General features: G+C 51.7%; 16 protein-coding genes. 9 read left to right on the top strand and 7 right to left on the bottom strand.

Annotated elements, in window-relative coordinates:
• Positions 1-41 precede the first annotated feature (41 nt).
• On the top strand, positions 42-716 hold the full coding sequence (locus tag B3K89_RS02510) for a lysophospholipid acyltransferase family protein (protein WP_345907014.1): 675 nt from the start codon (positions 42-44) through the stop codon (positions 714-716).
• A 159-nt stretch (positions 717-875) separates the two neighbouring features.
• On the opposite strand, the gene B3K89_RS02505 is transcribed toward B3K89_RS02510, so the two are convergent.
• On the bottom strand, positions 876-1,175 hold the full coding sequence (locus B3K89_RS02505; RefSeq protein WP_293894740.1) for an MFS transporter: 300 nt from the start codon (positions 1,173-1,175) through the stop codon (positions 876-878).
• Positions 1,176-1,339: 164 nt separating this feature from the next.
• Between B3K89_RS02505 and B3K89_RS02500 the strand changes: the two genes are divergently transcribed.
• Positions 1,340-2,872 (top strand): 4Fe-4S binding protein, encoded by a 1,533-nt coding sequence (locus B3K89_RS02500; protein ID WP_293894743.1) that lies wholly within the window; start codon positions 1,340-1,342, stop codon positions 2,870-2,872.
• Here the strand turns inward: B3K89_RS02500 and B3K89_RS02495 are convergent.
• Positions 2,869-3,750 (bottom strand): AEC family transporter, encoded by an 882-nt coding sequence (locus B3K89_RS02495; RefSeq protein WP_293910109.1) that lies wholly within the window; start codon positions 3,748-3,750, stop codon positions 2,869-2,871. The genes B3K89_RS02500 and B3K89_RS02495 overlap by 4 nt on opposite strands.
• A 186-nt stretch (positions 3,751-3,936) precedes the next feature.
• Between B3K89_RS02495 and B3K89_RS02490 the strand changes: the two genes are divergently transcribed.
• Positions 3,937-6,081, top strand: a complete 2,145-nt coding sequence (locus B3K89_RS02490; RefSeq protein ID WP_293894749.1) for a putative bifunctional diguanylate cyclase/phosphodiesterase — start codon at positions 3,937-3,939, stop codon at positions 6,079-6,081.
• A gap of 115 nt (positions 6,082-6,196) precedes the next feature.
• On the opposite strand, the gene B3K89_RS02485 is transcribed toward B3K89_RS02490, so the two are convergent.
• Both B3K89_RS02485 and B3K89_RS02480 read right to left on the bottom strand, forming a co-directional pair.
• Positions 6,197-7,141: an alpha/beta hydrolase fold domain-containing protein gene (locus B3K89_RS02485; protein ID WP_293894752.1), complete on the bottom strand. Its 945-nt coding sequence runs from the start codon at positions 7,139-7,141 to the stop codon at positions 6,197-6,199.
• Positions 7,142-7,144: 3 nt separating this feature from the next.
• Entirely contained in the window at positions 7,145-7,894 is a 750-nt protein-coding gene (locus tag B3K89_RS02480) for a type II CAAX prenyl endopeptidase Rce1 family protein (protein WP_293894754.1), read from the bottom strand.
• Positions 7,895-8,210: 316 nt separating this feature from the next.
• Here B3K89_RS02480 and B3K89_RS02475 point away from each other — a divergent pair, with 316 nt between their 5' ends.
• On the top strand, positions 8,211-9,308 hold the full coding sequence (locus B3K89_RS02475) for a PAS domain-containing protein (protein ID WP_293894757.1): 1,098 nt from the start codon (positions 8,211-8,213) through the stop codon (positions 9,306-9,308).
• On the opposite strand, the gene B3K89_RS02470 is transcribed toward B3K89_RS02475, so the two are convergent.
• From B3K89_RS02470 to B3K89_RS02460, 3 genes are all read right to left on the bottom strand, one after another.
• On the bottom strand, positions 9,283-10,485 hold the full coding sequence (locus B3K89_RS02470) for a nucleoside-diphosphate kinase (RefSeq protein WP_293894760.1): 1,203 nt from the start codon (positions 10,483-10,485) through the stop codon (positions 9,283-9,285). The genes B3K89_RS02475 and B3K89_RS02470 overlap by 26 nt on opposite strands.
• Positions 10,486-10,569: 84 nt before the next feature.
• Positions 10,570-11,121, bottom strand: a complete 552-nt coding sequence (locus tag B3K89_RS02465; protein ID WP_293894763.1) for a cysteine hydrolase family protein — start codon at positions 11,119-11,121, stop codon at positions 10,570-10,572.
• On the bottom strand, positions 11,078-11,455 hold the full coding sequence (locus tag B3K89_RS02460) for a desulfoferrodoxin family protein (protein WP_293894766.1): 378 nt from the start codon (positions 11,453-11,455) through the stop codon (positions 11,078-11,080). Before B3K89_RS02460 ends, B3K89_RS02465 begins: the two co-directional genes overlap by 44 nt.
• Positions 11,456-11,599: 144 nt before the next feature.
• Between B3K89_RS02460 and B3K89_RS02455 the strand changes: the two genes are divergently transcribed.
• The 5 genes from B3K89_RS02455 to phoU all read left to right on the top strand — a co-directional run bounded on the left by B3K89_RS02455 (position 11,600) and on the right by phoU (position 16,390).
• On the top strand, positions 11,600-12,601 hold the full coding sequence (locus B3K89_RS02455) for a PstS family phosphate ABC transporter substrate-binding protein (RefSeq protein WP_293894770.1): 1,002 nt from the start codon (positions 11,600-11,602) through the stop codon (positions 12,599-12,601).
• Between the two features lie 72 nt (positions 12,602-12,673).
• A complete protein-coding gene (pstC, locus tag B3K89_RS02450; protein WP_293894773.1) occupies positions 12,674-13,588 on the top strand; it encodes a phosphate ABC transporter permease subunit PstC in 915 nt (304 codons plus the stop codon).
• A gap of 1 nt (position 13,589) precedes the next feature.
• Positions 13,590-14,849: a phosphate ABC transporter permease PstA gene (pstA, locus tag B3K89_RS02445; protein WP_293894776.1), complete on the top strand. Its 1,260-nt coding sequence runs from the start codon at positions 13,590-13,592 to the stop codon at positions 14,847-14,849.
• The gene (gene pstB, locus B3K89_RS02440; protein ID WP_293894779.1) at positions 14,846-15,676 is read left to right on the top strand and encodes a phosphate ABC transporter ATP-binding protein PstB; all 831 of its coding nucleotides are present in this window, start codon (positions 14,846-14,848) and stop codon (positions 15,674-15,676) included. Before pstA ends, pstB begins: the two co-directional genes overlap by 4 nt.
• Before the next feature lie 15 nt (positions 15,677-15,691).
• Complete coding sequence (gene phoU, locus B3K89_RS02435; protein ID WP_293894782.1) at positions 15,692-16,390, top strand: phosphate signaling complex protein PhoU; 699 nt, start codon at positions 15,692-15,694, stop codon at positions 16,388-16,390.

Here is a 16,390-nt window from a genome sequence, read left to right as displayed (position 1 = left end):
TACTTCTTGGCAGGAGCAGGGCGCTCTGGTATGATGGGGCAATGAAACTGTCAGAACGTGTGATCAACAGCCTGCTCAGGACCTTCTTCAGGCTCTTTTTCCGTATCGACCGAAGTGAACTTGCAAAGGTTCCCCAAACCGGCCCTCTTTTGATGATGGTGAACCACACCTCGAACCTGGAGGGCCCGATGCTCTATGCCTTCCTCCACCCTCGGCCGCTGCACGCGCTTGCCAAGCAGGAACTCTGGGACCACAAGTTCATGGCATATCTGATGAACATGTGGAAGAGTATTCCCGTTGATCGGCAAAATATGGGCCGAAGTACGATGGATGCGTGTTTCAAGGTCTTGGACGACCAGCACATCCTGGCCATCGCCCCCGAAGGGACGCGGAGCAAGGATGGAAAGCTGCAAGAGGGGAAAGGTGGTGTCGCCTTCATCGCCCATAAGAAGGACATTCCGATGATTCCTGTGGTCGTGATGGGATTTACCTCGTTCTCCAGGAACATCAGGCGTCTGAGGCGAACCGTGATAACGATAAAAGTGGGAGAGGTGTTTGAGATCGTCCAAAAGGGAGGACGCATCGATGCCAATGCACGCCAAGCTCTTGCCGATGAGATAATGATGCGGCTGGCTGTTCTGATGCCCAATGAGATGCGCGGCCATTACAAGGACAAGGATATCGTCTTCAACCTGACTCGAACGGTCAAAGCCTAAGGTTTCAAGTCTCTGCTGACTTGCTGCAGTCCTCGATGCACAGCTGCATGAATGAGCGTCAATCGTTTTCTGCGCCCCTCTTTGTCTGTTGATTGCCCCCCAAAGAGCCTGTTGTTGATATCCAGCAGATTGAGGGCGGCATCACCAAAGCCGCTCCTACTAATGTCCCGGCACAGCAAAGCTCATGCGGTATCCGGAAAGAGTTGTGCGTTGGTTGTAATCCCCGGTCAATTCAGGCAGCAATGCGGCATAGGGTATGTTGACCAGATTGTATGCTGTATAGAGGGTGCAGTAGAGGAAGGTGCCATAGATGAACAGTCTCATCTGGCTGGAAAGCTGCACCTCATCGATAATGCCGTCGATTGCGCCCTTTGTGGCGTCCTTGACACCGAGTATTTCCTGTTGCGTTCGACAGGAAGTAAAGTTCTCTCTTCCTGAACCGGCATGGCCATCAGGCACGCTGTGATGAGAAGCAGCAGGAAAGTAACGTGTACATCCGCATAGGCCCCTCGTGGATGAAGCAAAGTGTAGCATACTCTGCAGCTTTTACCGAGACTGAAGCAATGCTCCATGGAATTCACACACTTGCGTCATAGTCTGAAATTCATAGGAGCAGAAACAACGTGAAAACTCTCAACAGGAAGCGTATTCGGATTCGTACGATTGTGCAGTTGGTGTTCTTTGTCTGGGTGGTGGTGGTGATTTCCCTTGGGGCGGCTGCAGAACGGGGTGTTGTGTTTCCGTTTACCCCGAGTACAGTCTCCTTGCATGCAATCTGTCCTTTCGGCGGGGTGGTGAGTGCATGGAATTTAATCACCGAAGGTACGTTGGTCAGAAAAATCCATGACTCCTCGGTTGTTTTGGCTGTACTGGGCATACTGCTTGCCATCCTGTTCGGTCCGGTCATCTGTGGATGGGTCTGTCCCTTCGGAACCTTCCAGGAGTGGGTGGGACGCATTGGAAAGAAGATTTTCAAACGTCGCTACAATACCTTCGTCCCCCAAAAAATTGACCGCTGGCTGAGGCTTCTGCGCTATGTCGTGCTGGTCTGGGTGGTGGTCATGACCAGTGTATCTGCAACCTTGGTGTTTCAGGCATACGACCCGTATTACGCACTCTTTTCTTTTTTGCGCAGTGAATTCTCACTTGGTGGGACCATCATATTGGGAGTTGTAGTCCTGCTCTCCCTCTTTGTTGAACGTCCATTCTGCAAGTATGCCTGTCCGTATGGAGCTTTTCTGGGGCTGTTCAACAAATTCCGAATTTTTAAAATTCGTCGCAACAAGTCAACATGCATAAGCTGCTCGAAGTGCAACCGTGCATGTCCGATGAATATTGATGTACAGGGTGGCGAGGCTGTAACTTCCCTACAGTGCATCTCCTGCATGGAGTGTACAAGCGACCGAGCTTGTCCGGTTCCAAAAACCGTGGTAACCAGTCTGAAACTCGACAAGGTTGTAGTGTCAACGAACAAGGTTGGCCTGTTGACTGCCGGTATTCTGGTTGCAGGCATCCTGTTGTCGGTGGCCCTCGGCCTTTGGAATACGAGTTCGAGCAAACAGCCGGCCCTGATCAAGAGTGGTGATTTTGCAGGGCTTGCAAACCCCGCAGACATCCGTGGTTCGTATACCTATCGTGATGTTCTCAAAAGCTTTACGATTCCAGAAACGGTTATTTTACAGGCGTTCCAAAGTTCATCGCTTGACGAAAGGTTGGGAGATTTGGAAACTCTGTGGGCATCGGTGATTCCCGAGGGGATGGAGGTTGGCACCGACTCGATCAGGCTCTTTGTCTCACTGTATACGGGAATCCCGTATGAAGCGGAAGAGACCACCTTGTTGCCCAAGAGTGCCATCGATGTGTTGATCAGCGAAGGCAGGAACACCGATCCGAATTTTGAACGATACACACGCGATGCCGTCTCCCTTCCTGCAGGGCTTGCAACCCAACCGGTTCCAGTCCAGTCCAAGGAGCAGACCACCGCCTTTGCCTTCACCGGCAAGACTACGCTGGGAGAGTTGTTGGATGCAGGATACGCACAAGAGGATATCGAGGCGATTCTAGGGCCGATGAAGAAGACCGATGCCATCAAGACAATTGCAGAAGGTCAAGGGTTGAACTTCTCAGACGTCAAAGCAAGAATTCTTGAACTTTAGCCCGCCAAGGCGAAGGAAAGGGGGATGGTCAGAATGCCCAACAGTGTGGATGTCAGCACCATGGTGCTGGCAAACTGGTTGGGCAGGCCGTAGCGAAGCGGCAGGATGCTGGTGAACATGGCCGAGGGCAGGGCGGTGGAGACAAGAACCACTGTTCGAGCCAAACCGGTCAGGCCGAAGGCCATCACTGCAAGATAGCCGATAAGATACCCTCCTGCAAAACGCAGGATAAGAGCTGTGATGAGATTCCAAGAGAACGTGAACTTGATGGACCTGATGGACACGCCAAGAGCAAACGCCGCCAAGGGAGAAGCAGCCTCCCCTGCAAACGTAAACGATTCGACCAGGCTCTGCGGCATGGAAAGAGGAGTGAGGCGAAACAAAAAGCCCAGCACTACAGACCAAAGAACGGGGGAGTGAAGCATCGAGAAGATGCTCTTTTTGCTGAAACCGCCGGTAATGACCAAAATACCCAGGGTGAACATGAATATGCCTTGCACCTGGTCGTAGATGAGGATGAGGTTCATGGCTTCCATGCCGCCCCAGAGTTTCATCAAGGGGATGCCCAAAAAACCGGAATTCATGAATACCAGGGGAGGGACTGTGCTGCGGATGTCCTCTTTGGCGAGCTTGGCCCAAAGAATTGCCGCACCGAAGAGGAGCACGCACACCAAGGCGGAGGCCTTGGCCATATCGGCGATGGCTTGGCCGGTGAGGTTGCTTTCTGTCAGGGAGATGAAGATGAGAGCGGGCAAAAAGAAGTCGGAGGCCACCTTCACCAAATCCTGTACATCCAGGGAGTACAGCGCACTCAATAGATATCCACCCAGAACAACCAACAGGATAGGGAGCATCTGCAAGAATGATGTGAGCAGCATGAGAGGAACTATAGGAGAAAGTCCCATTGCTTGCAAGCACTTTGAAAGCCGCTTCCCTCATCGGTGGATGAAGGGCTGTAGGGAAAGCTCCCTCTTGGCAAAAAAACCTTCCTCTTGCAAACACTGTTCTTGATTCTCGTTCCTCTTCGGATATACTGAAACCACCCCAGTGGTGTAAGGAGCATCATGCATAGCACCCGCTCGAATCGCAATTGGAAGAAATTGCCGAACAAGGTTGTTCATATACAACGTAAAACCCATGTTGCCTTGCGGCTCCTGCTTCTCGGTCTTCCTATCGTTCTGATAATCATCCTGGCCTTTTCCCATTTCTATAGCCGTCTCAACTTGCTGTTGGATGCTGAAAAGCAGAGCCAATATGAAAACCGTGCCCGAGGCTGTGCACAGCTTGTCGTCCATCAAATTGAATCGGACCAGAAACGGCTGCTGTCGCTTGCACAATCACTTTCGGGTTTTACCCTGGAGCAAGGCCTTCGGTTGGTTGCAGGCCTCGGTGAGAACGATTTATCACTTGTTGTCGTCGATGCAATCGCGGATGCGGCTCCGTTCTCGGTCGATGCCGCATCTGTCGTGCACCGCACCCCTGTTCAGACGATTGATGGCAAACAAGCGGTGTTGCAACTGAAGATCAGTCCTGTGGCATACCGGAGCATGCTCTCTTGCCCACAGCACGCAAAAAGCTCCCGCATGATTTGGGCAGGAGAAGACGGTTCAATCATTTGGCAGTTCAAAGCCGATGAACAGCTGTTTGGAACTGAATCACTGGCCGCTTTGTTTCCTGCTTGGGAACAAGGAAATCAGCAAAGTTACCTGTTGAAGGACAACTCTTCCTTTACAACAATACACCCTCTGGGAAACGGATATGGGTACTTCGTCCTTGAGAGCCATGACAAGTTGCTGGAACAAGCGTATCTGACCATCCTCCAGGCTTCGCTTTCCATGGCGGTTTTGGTATCGCTTTTAATGCTTTCCCTGCTGTTCTACCTGCTTTTGAAAGACCATGTGTACGAGCAGTCACTGATGCACCTTGCGTTTCAGGATGAGCTGACAGGACTGCCGAACAAGAACCACTTTGTCCAGGAAGCTTCGCAGTTGCTCGAGCGTGCGCGCAGTCCGTACGCGGTCATCATTCTTGACATCGGAAAGTTCAAGCTCATCAACGACCACTTCGGGTATGCATTCGGTGATTCCCTGCTGCTGTATTTTTCCAAAGTCCTTCCACGCTATACCACCAAGGATGGTGTTTGCGCACGGCTGAGCGGGGACAAGTTCATCCTTTTATGCAGCTATCGTGAAAAAGAGTCTTTGGATCGCAGGATAAGCGTCATCACCGAAGAGCTGAAGCGCTTTTCTTTTCCTGGAGCCTCTCCTTTCCAGTTGGATATGTTTATCGGAATTTCCTTGATCGAAGACAACGCGATTTCAATCTCTGCAGCAATCGACAAAGCGCTTTTTGCGCTTTCCGCCTTGAAGGAACGGCAGGCAAGCGGATATTTGTACTATGATGAAGTATTGCGTTCCCAACTGCTTGAGGAGAGTGAGTTGGATAAGGTTTTTGCCAAGGCCTTGAAAGCCGGTGAGTTCCATATTGTTCTCCAGCCCAAATACTCGCTGCAGACCCGTCATTTGGTCGGTTGCGAGGCGTTGGTACGGTGGGACCATCCCACCAAAGGCCTCTTGGCCCCCTCCCTATTCATACCTCTTCTTGAAAAACACAACCTGTTGGTCACCTTGGATATGTTTGTTCTTGAGCAGGTATGCAAGCTGATCAAGCAATGGCAGCTCAAGGTACTGCCGCTGTTGCCGATATCGGTCAACCAATCGCGCTCTTACCTGTTCAATGCCCATTACGAGCAGACATTGGTTGAATTGATCGACCGCTACGAGGTAGCGCATCATCTCATTGAATTCGAGCTGACCGAGAGCCTGTTCCTCAACGATGTAAAGCACCTCTCGCAAGTCTTGTCCTCGCTTCGCAAGCAATCCTTCCTGGTTTCCCTCGATGATTTCGGCAGTGGATACTCCTCATTGACCATGCTCAAGGATATCGCAATCGATAAGATCAAACTCGACCAAGGCTTCCTCAAGGGGACGGATGAACATCATAGGGGCAAGGTGGTTGTGCAGCATGTCATCTCCATGGCCAAGCAGCTTGGCATCACGACTGTAGCCGAGGGTGTGGAGACCCATGAGCAGGTCCATATGCTCCAGATGCTGGGTTGTGATGTGGTGCAGGGCTACTTCTTCAGTCATCCCTTGCAGGTTGCAGAGTATGAAGCGCTGCTCATCGATGACCGTCTCCCTTCTTTCTGAACAAGGAAAGGGTTCCACCCCCCCCCCCAACACGATTGCAAGGTGGAAGCCCAATTCATACCGCGCAACAGGACCAACCCAAGAGAGAGCACGATTACCAACAGTGATTTCTTCCTCATCGTCCTTTTATGATGGCAGCGATTCTTGATTGTACACGGCGTGCTTCAGGGATGGGGAAGAGAGGATAGTCATGATTCATCCGCTTGCCCTCATGGTATTCGAGCATGGCCATCTCCTGCTTTGCCTTCCTCCTGAGAGCTCGGGCATCGGCGAGAAAGAGCTCATGCGTCCCTACAAAGAGAACAATCGGCGGCAGGTTCGCCAGAGAGCCGAAGAGCGGGCTCACCCGCCAATCCGTTGGCTCGACGTTTCCTCTCCAAGCCGTGCCGAAGAGCCGCAGTTCTTCTTTGGAGAGCATCGGATCCTGTCCTTGGAGAAAGTCAATGGATGGATTGGTCAGCTCGATGTCCAGCCAGGGAGAGATCAGGATGAGGTGATCGAGCCGGCTTCTGATCCGTTCATCCATGCTCTGGGCGAGGGCTAGGGCGAGTCCCCCGCCCGCTGAATCCCCCATGAGGGTGATTTGCTCACCTTCCTGTTTCGTGAACAGCCGCAACAGGGAGGGCAGCACCTCGCTGACTTGGTGGTCGGGAGCCTTGGGATAGATGGGGACCATCATGCGACAACCGCTCATTCGTATCAGCCTCTCCAGAAAAATCCAATGTGCAAAGGTAGGTTGCTGAACATATGCCCCTCCATGCAGAAAGAAAACCAGGTTCTTGGCACGCTTGTCGCCCAGGGTGAACACCTGCATGTTCTCAAAGGTGGACTCCTCCACGTTGACAAGCAGCCCCAATCCCGGTGGGAGGCTGTAGCGTTGGCGGCTGATTTGTGCCAATTCGTCAAGGCTCTTATGGATCACAACCAAGCTTTGGCGTATTCTCAGATAGAGCAGTTGCTCGCTCATGAAGCTGGACGCACTGCGTTTTTCCCGGATTCTGATGACTGTTGAGAAGACTGTCAGGATCAGCAGAAACAGCAGCAGTGCACGAATGTCCATAGGCTAGAGGATGATGAAGCGGAAGATTGCCTGATTGAACAGGTGGGTGAGTGCATGGGCGAGCATCGCGTACTGCAATCCCTTTTTCCAATACAAGAGACCGAAGACAAAACCCAACACCCCGTTGAGCAGCAAGGTGCGAACAAGCAAAAGGGAAGTGATCTCACCGAATGCCATCTTGGTTGCAGGAAGGTGGCCGAGGGCGAAGATCAGCGCGGCGATGAAGTTTGCAAGAAGGTGGAACCAAGCAGGTATTGGTTTGTTGCCGCGATTTCCTCCCCTCGTCATGTCGAGGATGAGAACCAACAGGGAGAGGAAGAAGAAACGCAACATGATCTCTTCGATGATACCGCCGTAGAGCATGGAGAAGAGCAGGGATATGAGGGTGAAGGATTCCTTGGTATAGGCAGCCTGGACTTGGGCTATCCGGGGAGCGAAGAGATAGTAGTCGCTGATCATCACCAATGCACAGCCAAAACCGACCAATACGGTAATCAGCGTCTCTTGTTTCGTAAAAACGAAAGGTTTGAGCAGGCCGGTTCTTTCTGCAAGCAGGTACCCAAGATAGGAGAGTACCAGCGTATAGATGAAGGCAATCTGGATGATGGAAGAGAATATCATAAGGAGCGCAGGAGCCTGCATCCCTGCTTGCTTCATTGCATTGACATTGGTCATGGCCAGATAGAGGCTGCACAGTATGCCTACAGGCAAGAGTTTTAATCCGAAGTGCAAGGCTTTCTTCTGTACGTTCATGATTCACTCCTGATTTCTGACTGTACCCCACCTGCTCTTCGATGACAAGAGAAGAGGCCTGCAACGCAGGGCCCGCCTTCCGGATGGCGAGATTGCTCAGCGAACGAAGGTATCCACATCGTTTGGTGCGCCTACTCAAGGAATCCGAACCCATACCTCCTTCTCAGTCCCGCCGGAAGGAAGCCGATGAGCAAGAGAACACTCATCGCCATGCTGTGCAAATGAAAATTCCGTAAGAGTGACGACCGTGCAATTGTTGAAATTGGTCTTGATAGATGGCAGCTCTTGCATCACACTGGTCTGGGGAGTGAATTACATGGAACTGATACATACCAGCGACGAGCGTATTGAGCAACTGACTCAGTACTTGAACCTTCTTCGCAGCGGGACAACCGACAAGCAGACCTATGCACTCTATGCCCCGGTATTGGAAACCGCCACTGCCTTTGAAGCCAACAGCGCCTTGGAATCACTGCTTTCCCACCCTGGGGATGTGACAGTGCATACAGCGGCGGTGGCCCGATTCATCCGCTCCATAGGCAAAGGGTTGGAAAGCCAGAGCCTGCCTGAGTATCCCAAGGGTTCCTTGTTCGCTTCCCTTGATCAGGAGAATCGAAAAATCGTGCTTGGTATGGAAAAGCTGCAGAGGTCGGCCAAGAAGTTGCAGAAGCAACAGAGCGAAGACCTCTCCCCGCTGATTGAAGAGGTCGCATCCTTTTCCCTGATCAAGGACCATTATGAACGGTTGCAGAATGAGTTGTTTCCGCTTTTTGAGAAAGCGAGCACCGAACACAGCTGTGTCAAGCTGATGTGGTCGATCCAGGATACCGCCCTTGGCCTTCAGAAAGCCGTACTTTCAGGTGATGGAAGAGACATGAAGCGATCATGGAAGGTGTTCGGGCAGTTTTATGTACATGTTGGTATTTTGAGCTACCGGGAACAGTATATTTTGCTTCCGGTTGCATACCGGGCTCTTGGGACACAAGAGCAGGTTCAGCCGGAGATTTCATCTTTGCATGGCTTTGTGAGCAGGACCGGTTCCTTGTCGCAGCAGGAGTTGGAACGAATATTCTCGGTATTGCCGTTCGATATCGCTTTCATCGGCAGCGATGACCGCCTGAAGTTCTATTCAGATCCTCCCCATCGCATATTTGTACGCACTCCACAAGTAATAGGACGTTTGGTGCAAAACTGCCATCCGCCCAAAAGCGTACATACCGTCCAAGCCATCCTCGACTCCTTCAAGGAAGGAAGGGAGGATTCGGCTGAATTCCATCTGGTTATGAAAGGGAGATTCATCCACATCCAGTACTACGCAGTGCGTAGTACTGATGGTGAGTACCTGGGGTGTATGGAGGTAACCCAGGACGCAACACATCTCAGATCCCTTACGGGCGAGAAACGGTTGCTTTAGCATCAAGATACTCTGAAAGCAGGGAGTAGCAGGAATTTTCCTCGGCCTTGAGGACACCCATTTCTCGTTTTGCATTCTCGGTTGAGTCGCTGGCGTGTGCTGCATTGACACGGATGTTGGAGCCGAACTCGCGTCTGATCGTGCCTGCGGCAGCCTTGTTCGGATCGGTTGCACCCAAAATGGTTCGAATCTTCTGAACTGCATCCTTGCCTTCATAGATGAGAACCATGCACTTGACCAAACCGGGCTTGTCATAGTCCTCAATCTTGCAATCACTGGGCTTGATACCTGCCATGAACTCAACGATGCGTTCGAACTGCTCTTCGGAATACTTGTCCCCGAAGCTGGTGGTCAATATGTCCTGCATCTGTGCATCCAGATGCACGTTGAACTCATGTTCGAGCAGTTCACGCGCCTGCATGCCGTAAATGGGGGCAAGCTTTGCTTTCAGGCCTTCCTTTGTCGGGCCGTAGAACTGAAGAGCCTGGTTGACGGACATTTTCAGCACCTTGATCCCAACGATTCTCAAACCGCTGCGGCTGAACATGTCAATGATCATACCCGGTCTGCTGGATGCATATTTCCAGTTGTCCGGCTTGATGATGACAAGCGTACGCTCGACATCGGCGTAGTACTCAGCAGGCCTGTTGACAACGATGTTGCTCTCTTTCTCAAGCCAAGGCCTGAAGAGGGCGAGGGTGTCATCGGCTTCCCCCTGGGTCTGTGCGGTGATTACTGCAGGTTCGAAATACTTGACTTTTTCCTGGCTCTCATCGGTGAAAATCAAGTCGGCATAGGTATCGCGGATCGACTCGCCGATGACGGTCTCCACGCTTCCGGTCTCTTTCTGGAAGAACCCGACCACCGCCGAAAGCTGTTCACAGGGATTCTCCCCGCGCAGCAGCAAGAGCAGCGAGCGGTGTCTCACCCCTGATGAAGGGCCCATGTTCTGTTCGATATAGTCAGAGAGCAAATCGGATATCTTGAAACCTTCAACTTTCTTTCTATGCTTGATGATGGATGCAAATTCCTTGGCAATTTCTTGATCCATCGCGACCATTTGGGCCCCGACGAGTTCCAGGGATATACGGGAAAGGAGTCTGGATAATACCCCGCCGGTTCTACTTTTCGCTACCGTGTAGGGTGTCACCAGAACATACGATAAGGACTGTTCCATGAGCAGCCTCCTTCTATGGATGTCTGTACGACGTATCCTACAAGGCCTCTGGTGGTTTTGTCCATCGGGTTATAGGCAAAGCACCTAAAATACTTCGATTTGGCAGGACCTCATCGTCTGAAGTGCGGCTTGATGAGCCTGGATGCTGGTTCCGGCGCAGCATGACCCATCCACCAGAACCTGAAGCTCGGGACGGAAAGCCTTGATGAGCAAGGCGTTGGAGACAACACAGATATCGGTGCATACTCCGACCAGCTCCACCTGGGAGATATCAGGATTCCCGGCTATCCAGGATGCAAGTTCAACCGAACCGAAGCTGGGTTTTTCAAAACAGCGTGCACTCTCAAGCAGTGGTTTGAGATTCGGAACAAGCGCATGTCCCGCACTGCCCTTGATGCAATGCTCAATCGGCAGGTGCCTGCCTTCACTGGTTTGCAAATAGTCGCTTTGATGGGTATCCAGGGTGTAGGCAAGCAGGCCGGCATGGCTTTGGATTTTTCGGGCGATCCGATCGACAACCCGTTGTGCTTCCTCGCTTCCGAGGCTGCCGGTTACGAAATCCTGTTGCATGTCGATGACGACAAGCAGGGGTTTAGAATGAGACTTTGTAGAGTCCGTGGACATTGCAGTAGGCATATACATCTCCATGATCCTTATCGGTGAATACCGTTGCCGCAGACCGGTTGCTCTTGATGTCGCTTCTCCTGACAGTCTGCTTGGTTACCAAGACAATGCAGGTGATTTGATGGTCCTCGCTCTGCGGGTGGGGCTTCTTGCCGACCTCGACATACAAAAGACCGGAGCGCCGCGTTATGACAGGCAGGTGGTATTCATCCGCTTGGTCTTCAGTCTTTGCCGTCACCGGTTGCATGCTCTGTCCGCAACAGGTCAAGGAATGCCCGCCGTTATCGATGAGCTCCACCAGGGTGTGACAAACTGGACAACGGTAAAAAAGAAGTTTCTTTGCCATACCTATAAGGTACTGTGATTGGACAAAAGAGGAAAGAGGGCTGTGGTGTTTTGTCAATCAATGATTTATTCATGGTCTTTGCATACTTTTCTCACATTTGCTCCGTAGTCTCTGATTATCACAGTTCCCAATATGGAGGAAACCATGAAAAAAGTAATTGTAGCGATGCTCGTATCCGTTGTTCTTATGTCGCTTCCAGTTTTTGCTGCTGGAACAAAGGAAAGCGCTGATCAGAAAAGTGGCCCCATGTCCTGGATTGAAGACGGCGGTGTAGCAGGTCTGCCGGGAGTCAACCCGCTGAAAGTCAGCGGCAATATCATCACTGCCGGTAGTTCCACTGTGTATCCCTTGTCGGAGCGCATGGCTGAGCGCTTCAAGCAGGAAGGGTACAGCGGAGTGATCACCATCGACTCTATCGGAAGCGGTGCAGGATTCGAACGTTTTACCGTAGCCGGTGAAACCGACATCGCCAATGCCAGCCGCGCCATCAAGGCAAAGGAAGTTGAAGCTGCCAAGCAGATCGGTCGCAACCCGATTGAGTTCCGTGTCGGCACCGACGCCCTTGCCGTAGTGGTTAGCAAGGAGAACACCTTTGCCAAGAATCTGACAAAGAGTGAGCTTGCCAAGCTGTTCAGCACAGCTTCGACCTGGTCGGAAATCAACCCCGCCTGGCCGAATCAGAAAATTCAGCGCTTCATTCCTGGAACCGACAGCGGTACGTTCGACTACTTCAGTGAAGAAATATTCAAGAACAATCCCGAGCCGATGCTTTCAGCGAAGAACCTGCAGCTCAGCGAGGATGACAACATCCTGGTACAGGGCATCAAGGGATCTCCGTATGCAGTCGGATTCTTCGGATATGCCTACTATGCAGAGAATAAGGACAGCCTTTCAATCCTTGCAATCGACGGTGTGGAAGCAAGCAAGGCCAACGTGGACAACGGGACCTACCCCTTGGCAAGACCGCTCTTCATCTACAGCGATGAGCAGATCATGCGAACCAAACCCCAGGTTGCTGCATTCATCAACTTCTACCTCAGCTATGTAAACGAAGAGATTGTAGGAGTGGGATACTTCCCGGCCAACGACGAAGAACTTGCAAAAGGCAGGCAGGCTTGGCTCGATGCAATGAACGGTACCTACTAAGTGTTTCAGGTGATCCTGGTCATAGGTCGCATCCATGCGGCCTATGGCCTTCTTTGAAAGGATGTTCCATCTATGGCAATTGACAACCCCCACTTTAGGAAAAAAAGTCGTTTTCATGAACGAATCATCGAAACCGTCATGTTTCTTTTCGCCCTGTTCTCCATGTTGATCACCGTCGGAATCGTCGTGATTTTAGTCAGGGAGTCCTATCTCTTTTTCTCCGACCCTCAGGTAGACCTCATAGGATTCTTGACTGGGAAGAATTGGCAGCCGATGATTCATCAGTTCGGCTTCCTTCCCTTGCTCAACGCAACCTTCACCACAAGCATCATTGCGATGCTGCTTGGAATTCCCATAGGCCTCTTTGTAGCCATCTACCTGGCCGAATATGCCAGTGATCGGATGCGGGGCATCCTCAAGCCGGTTCTCGAGATCCTCGCCGGCATCCCCACCATTGTCTACGGATACTTCGCCTTGACATTCATGACCCCGCTTCTCAGGTCGTTGTTCGGCCAGGATGTGGTGGAAATCTACAATACAGCTTCGGCAGGGCTGGTCATCGGCATTCTCGTCCTTCCCTTGATAGCCACCATGGCCGAGGATGCAATCAGTTCGGTACCGAAGGAACTGCGTCTTGCAGCCTATGCCCTTGGCGGAACGAAAATTGAAACCACGTTCAAGGTCGTCATCCCGGCTGCACTGAGCGGACTGTCCGCCACCTTCCTGCTGGCTTTTTCGCGGGCTATCGGAGAGACCATGGTAGTAGCTCTCGCTGCGGGGGCGGGACCGAAGCTGACCGCCAACCCGTTCAAGGCTGCTGAAACAATCACCGGCTACATCGTACGTATCAGCGGAGGAGATGTCAGTTACAACTCTGTTGATTACAACAGCATTTTCGCACTAGGCTTGGTGCTCTTCATCATCACCTTCATCTTGAATCTGGTGTCCAGGAAGATATCCACCATCTTCCATCAGGAGTATGAATAATATGCAAAGTTCCATAACTTTTGGAAGTGAAGAGACCCGTCTCTCCATGATGGAGAGACGAAGAAAAGTCGGGGTGGTCTGGCAGGCGGTTTTCCTGTTCTCCACCTCCCTGGCAATCCTGTTTCTCGTTCTCTTGTTGTTCTCGGTCATCGACTCAACATTCGGGTTTGCTGCCATACGCTATGAAATGAAACCGTCGGAACTGATGGATGGAAAATCACAGCTTTCAGAGTTCTCCCGCCAACAACTGGAGGAGACTGCGAAAACCCATCTTTCGAGCGGCATCCTCAGGAGGGTCGAATATGAAAAGCCTATTGCCGACCGAACCGACAAGGATTTGATCGCTCTTATTGAACAGTATGTGTTGCAACCCAGCGTACTGAGGACATGGGGCCTCTGGGCCTCCTTGACGAAGCAGGGGGAAATCAATGAATACATGTTCGACCAAGGTGACGCGGTATTGACCTTCAAGAGTTGGCTGACCATCGACTTTCTTTTCGCCGACCAGAGTGCCAACCCTCTCTATGCCGGTATTCGTACCGCCTTGCTCGGATCGCTTTGGATCATTCTCATTACCTTCGTGTTTGCGTTCCCCATCGGAGTGGGTTCGGCCATCTACCTCGAGGAGTATGCAAAGCCGAACAGGCTGACCAGACTCCTTCAGCTGAATATCTTCAATCTCAGTGCAGTCCCCTCCATCATTTACGGACTTTTGGGCTTGGCTGTCTTTGTTCGGGCAATGGAAGCTTTTACCAGCGGTTCCCTGTTTACCGGGGTTTCTGATACAACCGCCAACGGGCGGACCATCCTCAGTGGAGGGTTGACGTTGGGTTTGTTGGTGCTGCCGATCATCATCATCAACACCCAGGAAGCACTGAAGGCGGTCCCGGACTCGCTGCGCATGTCCAGCTACGGCATTGGCGCAACCAAGTGGCAGACCATATGGGGCCAGGTGTTGCCGGTATCCATCGATAGGATTCTTACCGGGACCATTCTTGCATTGTCCAGGGCGCTGGGCGAGACCGCACCATTGGTTGTCATCGGTGCTTCAACCTTCATCAGTGTCGATCCCTCGGGGATTTTCTCCAAGTTCACGACCTTGCCGATCCAGATTTATCAGTGGTCGGCCAGACCCCAGGGAGCGTATCGCAACGTGGCAGGTGCTGCGATCATAGCCCTTTTGATCCTGCTGATGGTCCTCAACAGCAGCGCCATCATCCTACGAGACAAACTATCCAAAAAGAAGAGGATGGAAGCATGAATAAAACCAATTTGGCTGAGAGCCTGCCACCGGTATTCCAAGAAAAGAGCAAATTGGAACCCAAAAAAACAATCATCCAGTTGGATGATGTCAATATCCATTACGGATCCTTTCTTGCAGTCAAGCACGCGAGCATGGAAATCTATGAGCACGAGGTGACAGCCTTCATTGGACCATCGGGATGCGGTAAAAGTACGGTGCTTCGAAGCATCAACCGCATGAACGACCTGATTCGGGGGGCAACACTCGATGGCCGGGTTCTGTTCAATGGGGAGGATCTTTATGCAAAGGATGTCGATCCTGTTCTGATCCGAAGGCGCATCGGCATGGTGTTCCAGAAACCCAATCCTTTTCCCAAGTCCATTTATGAGAATATTGCCTGGGGGGCAAGGGTGAATGGCTACAAAGGGGATTATGATGAGTTGGTGGAGACCAGTCTTCGTTCCGCAGCCTTATGGGATGAGGTAAAGGACAAGCTCAAGCAGAATGCCTTGCGCCTCAGTGGAGGCCAGCAGCAGCGTCTCTGCATTGCGAGGACCATTGCAGTGCAACCGGAAGTGATCCTGATGGATGAACCGGCTTCGGCCCTGGATCCGATAGCCACTTCCAGGATTGAGGAGTTGATTCTGGAGCTGAAAAAGGACTATACGATTGTCATCGTCACCCATAATATGGGACAGGCGAGCAGGGTATCCGACTATACTGCCTTCTTCATGGTGGATGAGAACAGGACCGGGTATCTGCAGGAGTATGAAAAGACGGAGCAGTTGTTCCTCAATCCCGTACATAAGAAAACGGAAGAGTATATATCGGGAAAATTCGGTTGACCCAGGAGATTTGAAATGGATGAAAAACATACTACCATGCTGGATGAGAAAATGCGGTTTTTTCAAGAACTGCTGATCCAGATGGTCAACAGGGTGGAGGAGTCGATCCTTCTTGCCCATGCCGCGTTCAGCAATCATGATGAGGAGCTGGCCAAGAAGGTTGTCGCCAACGATTGGTTCATCGACCAGCTACAGGAGATGGTGGAGAACGATGGGGTGCGCCTGCTTATCAGTGAAGCTCCCTACGGGCACTACATGCGTCACATTATCGCCGGCATGAAAATTGTTTCCAGCCTGGAGCGGATGGGAGACCATGCCGCCCATATGGCGAAAATGACGCGGTGGGAGGAGTCTCCCCAGTTCACCCCGTTTGTTCAACGCATCAGCGAAATGGCCTTGCTCGGAGCAACCATGACCCGTCGTGCTGTAGAGGCATTCATTGATGTAAAAGCTGAAAAAGCCATTGAAGTGGCCGCCATGGACGATCGGATGGATCTTTTACGTGATGAGTTGAATAAGGATCTCTATGCATTGAAACCGGAAAACGAAAAGGAGATGGAACGCATCCTCAATCTCCATTACCTTACCAAGGAGATGGAGCGCCTCGGCGATCATGTGACAACCATCTGCCGCTGGATTGTGTACATGGAAAAAGGGCAGAGGCCGAAACTCAACGGACCGAAGTTGCAGAATCCAGCCATTCCCCGCGTCTGA

This window comes from Sphaerochaeta sp. UBA5849 (genome assembly GCA_002432715.1).
GTDB lineage: Bacteria > Spirochaetota > Spirochaetia > Sphaerochaetales > Sphaerochaetaceae > Sphaerochaeta.
This window is presented reverse-complemented; position numbering and strand designations above follow the sequence as displayed.

What these genes read in the sequence shown, in the direction of transcription:
- B3K89_RS02490 (WP_293894749.1), top strand. Translation starts at nt 3,937, where the DNA reads ATGCATAGCACCCGCTCGAATCGCAATTGGAAGAAATTGCCGAACAAG.
- B3K89_RS02485 (WP_293894752.1), bottom strand. Translation starts at nt 7,141, where the DNA reads ATGGACATTCGTGCACTGCTGCTGTTTCTGCTGATCCTGACAGTCTTC.
- B3K89_RS02465 (WP_293894763.1), bottom strand. Translation starts at nt 11,121, where the DNA reads ATGCCTACTGCAATGTCCACGGACTCTACAAAGTCTCATTCTAAACCC.
- B3K89_RS02470 (WP_293894760.1), bottom strand. Translation starts at nt 10,485, where the DNA reads ATGGAACAGTCCTTATCGTATGTTCTGGTGACACCCTACACGGTAGCG.
- B3K89_RS02480 (WP_293894754.1), bottom strand. Translation starts at nt 7,894, where the DNA reads ATGAACGTACAGAAGAAAGCCTTGCACTTCGGATTAAAACTCTTGCCT.
- pstB (WP_293894779.1), top strand. Translation starts at nt 14,846, where the DNA reads ATGAATAAAACCAATTTGGCTGAGAGCCTGCCACCGGTATTCCAAGAA.
- B3K89_RS02460 (WP_293894766.1), bottom strand. Translation starts at nt 11,455, where the DNA reads ATGGCAAAGAAACTTCTTTTTTACCGTTGTCCAGTTTGTCACACCCTG.
- B3K89_RS02475 (WP_293894757.1), top strand. Translation starts at nt 8,211, where the DNA reads ATGGAACTGATACATACCAGCGACGAGCGTATTGAGCAACTGACTCAG.
- pstA (WP_293894776.1), top strand. Translation starts at nt 13,590, where the DNA reads ATGCAAAGTTCCATAACTTTTGGAAGTGAAGAGACCCGTCTCTCCATG.
- B3K89_RS02510 (WP_345907014.1), top strand. Translation starts at nt 42, where the DNA reads ATGAAACTGTCAGAACGTGTGATCAACAGCCTGCTCAGGACCTTCTTC.
- pstC (WP_293894773.1), top strand. Translation starts at nt 12,674, where the DNA reads ATGGCAATTGACAACCCCCACTTTAGGAAAAAAAGTCGTTTTCATGAA.
- B3K89_RS02495 (WP_293910109.1), bottom strand. Translation starts at nt 3,750, where the DNA reads ATGCTGCTCACATCATTCTTGCAGATGCTCCCTATCCTGTTGGTTGTT.
- B3K89_RS02455 (WP_293894770.1), top strand. Translation starts at nt 11,600, where the DNA reads ATGAAAAAAGTAATTGTAGCGATGCTCGTATCCGTTGTTCTTATGTCG.
- phoU (WP_293894782.1), top strand. Translation starts at nt 15,692, where the DNA reads ATGGATGAAAAACATACTACCATGCTGGATGAGAAAATGCGGTTTTTT.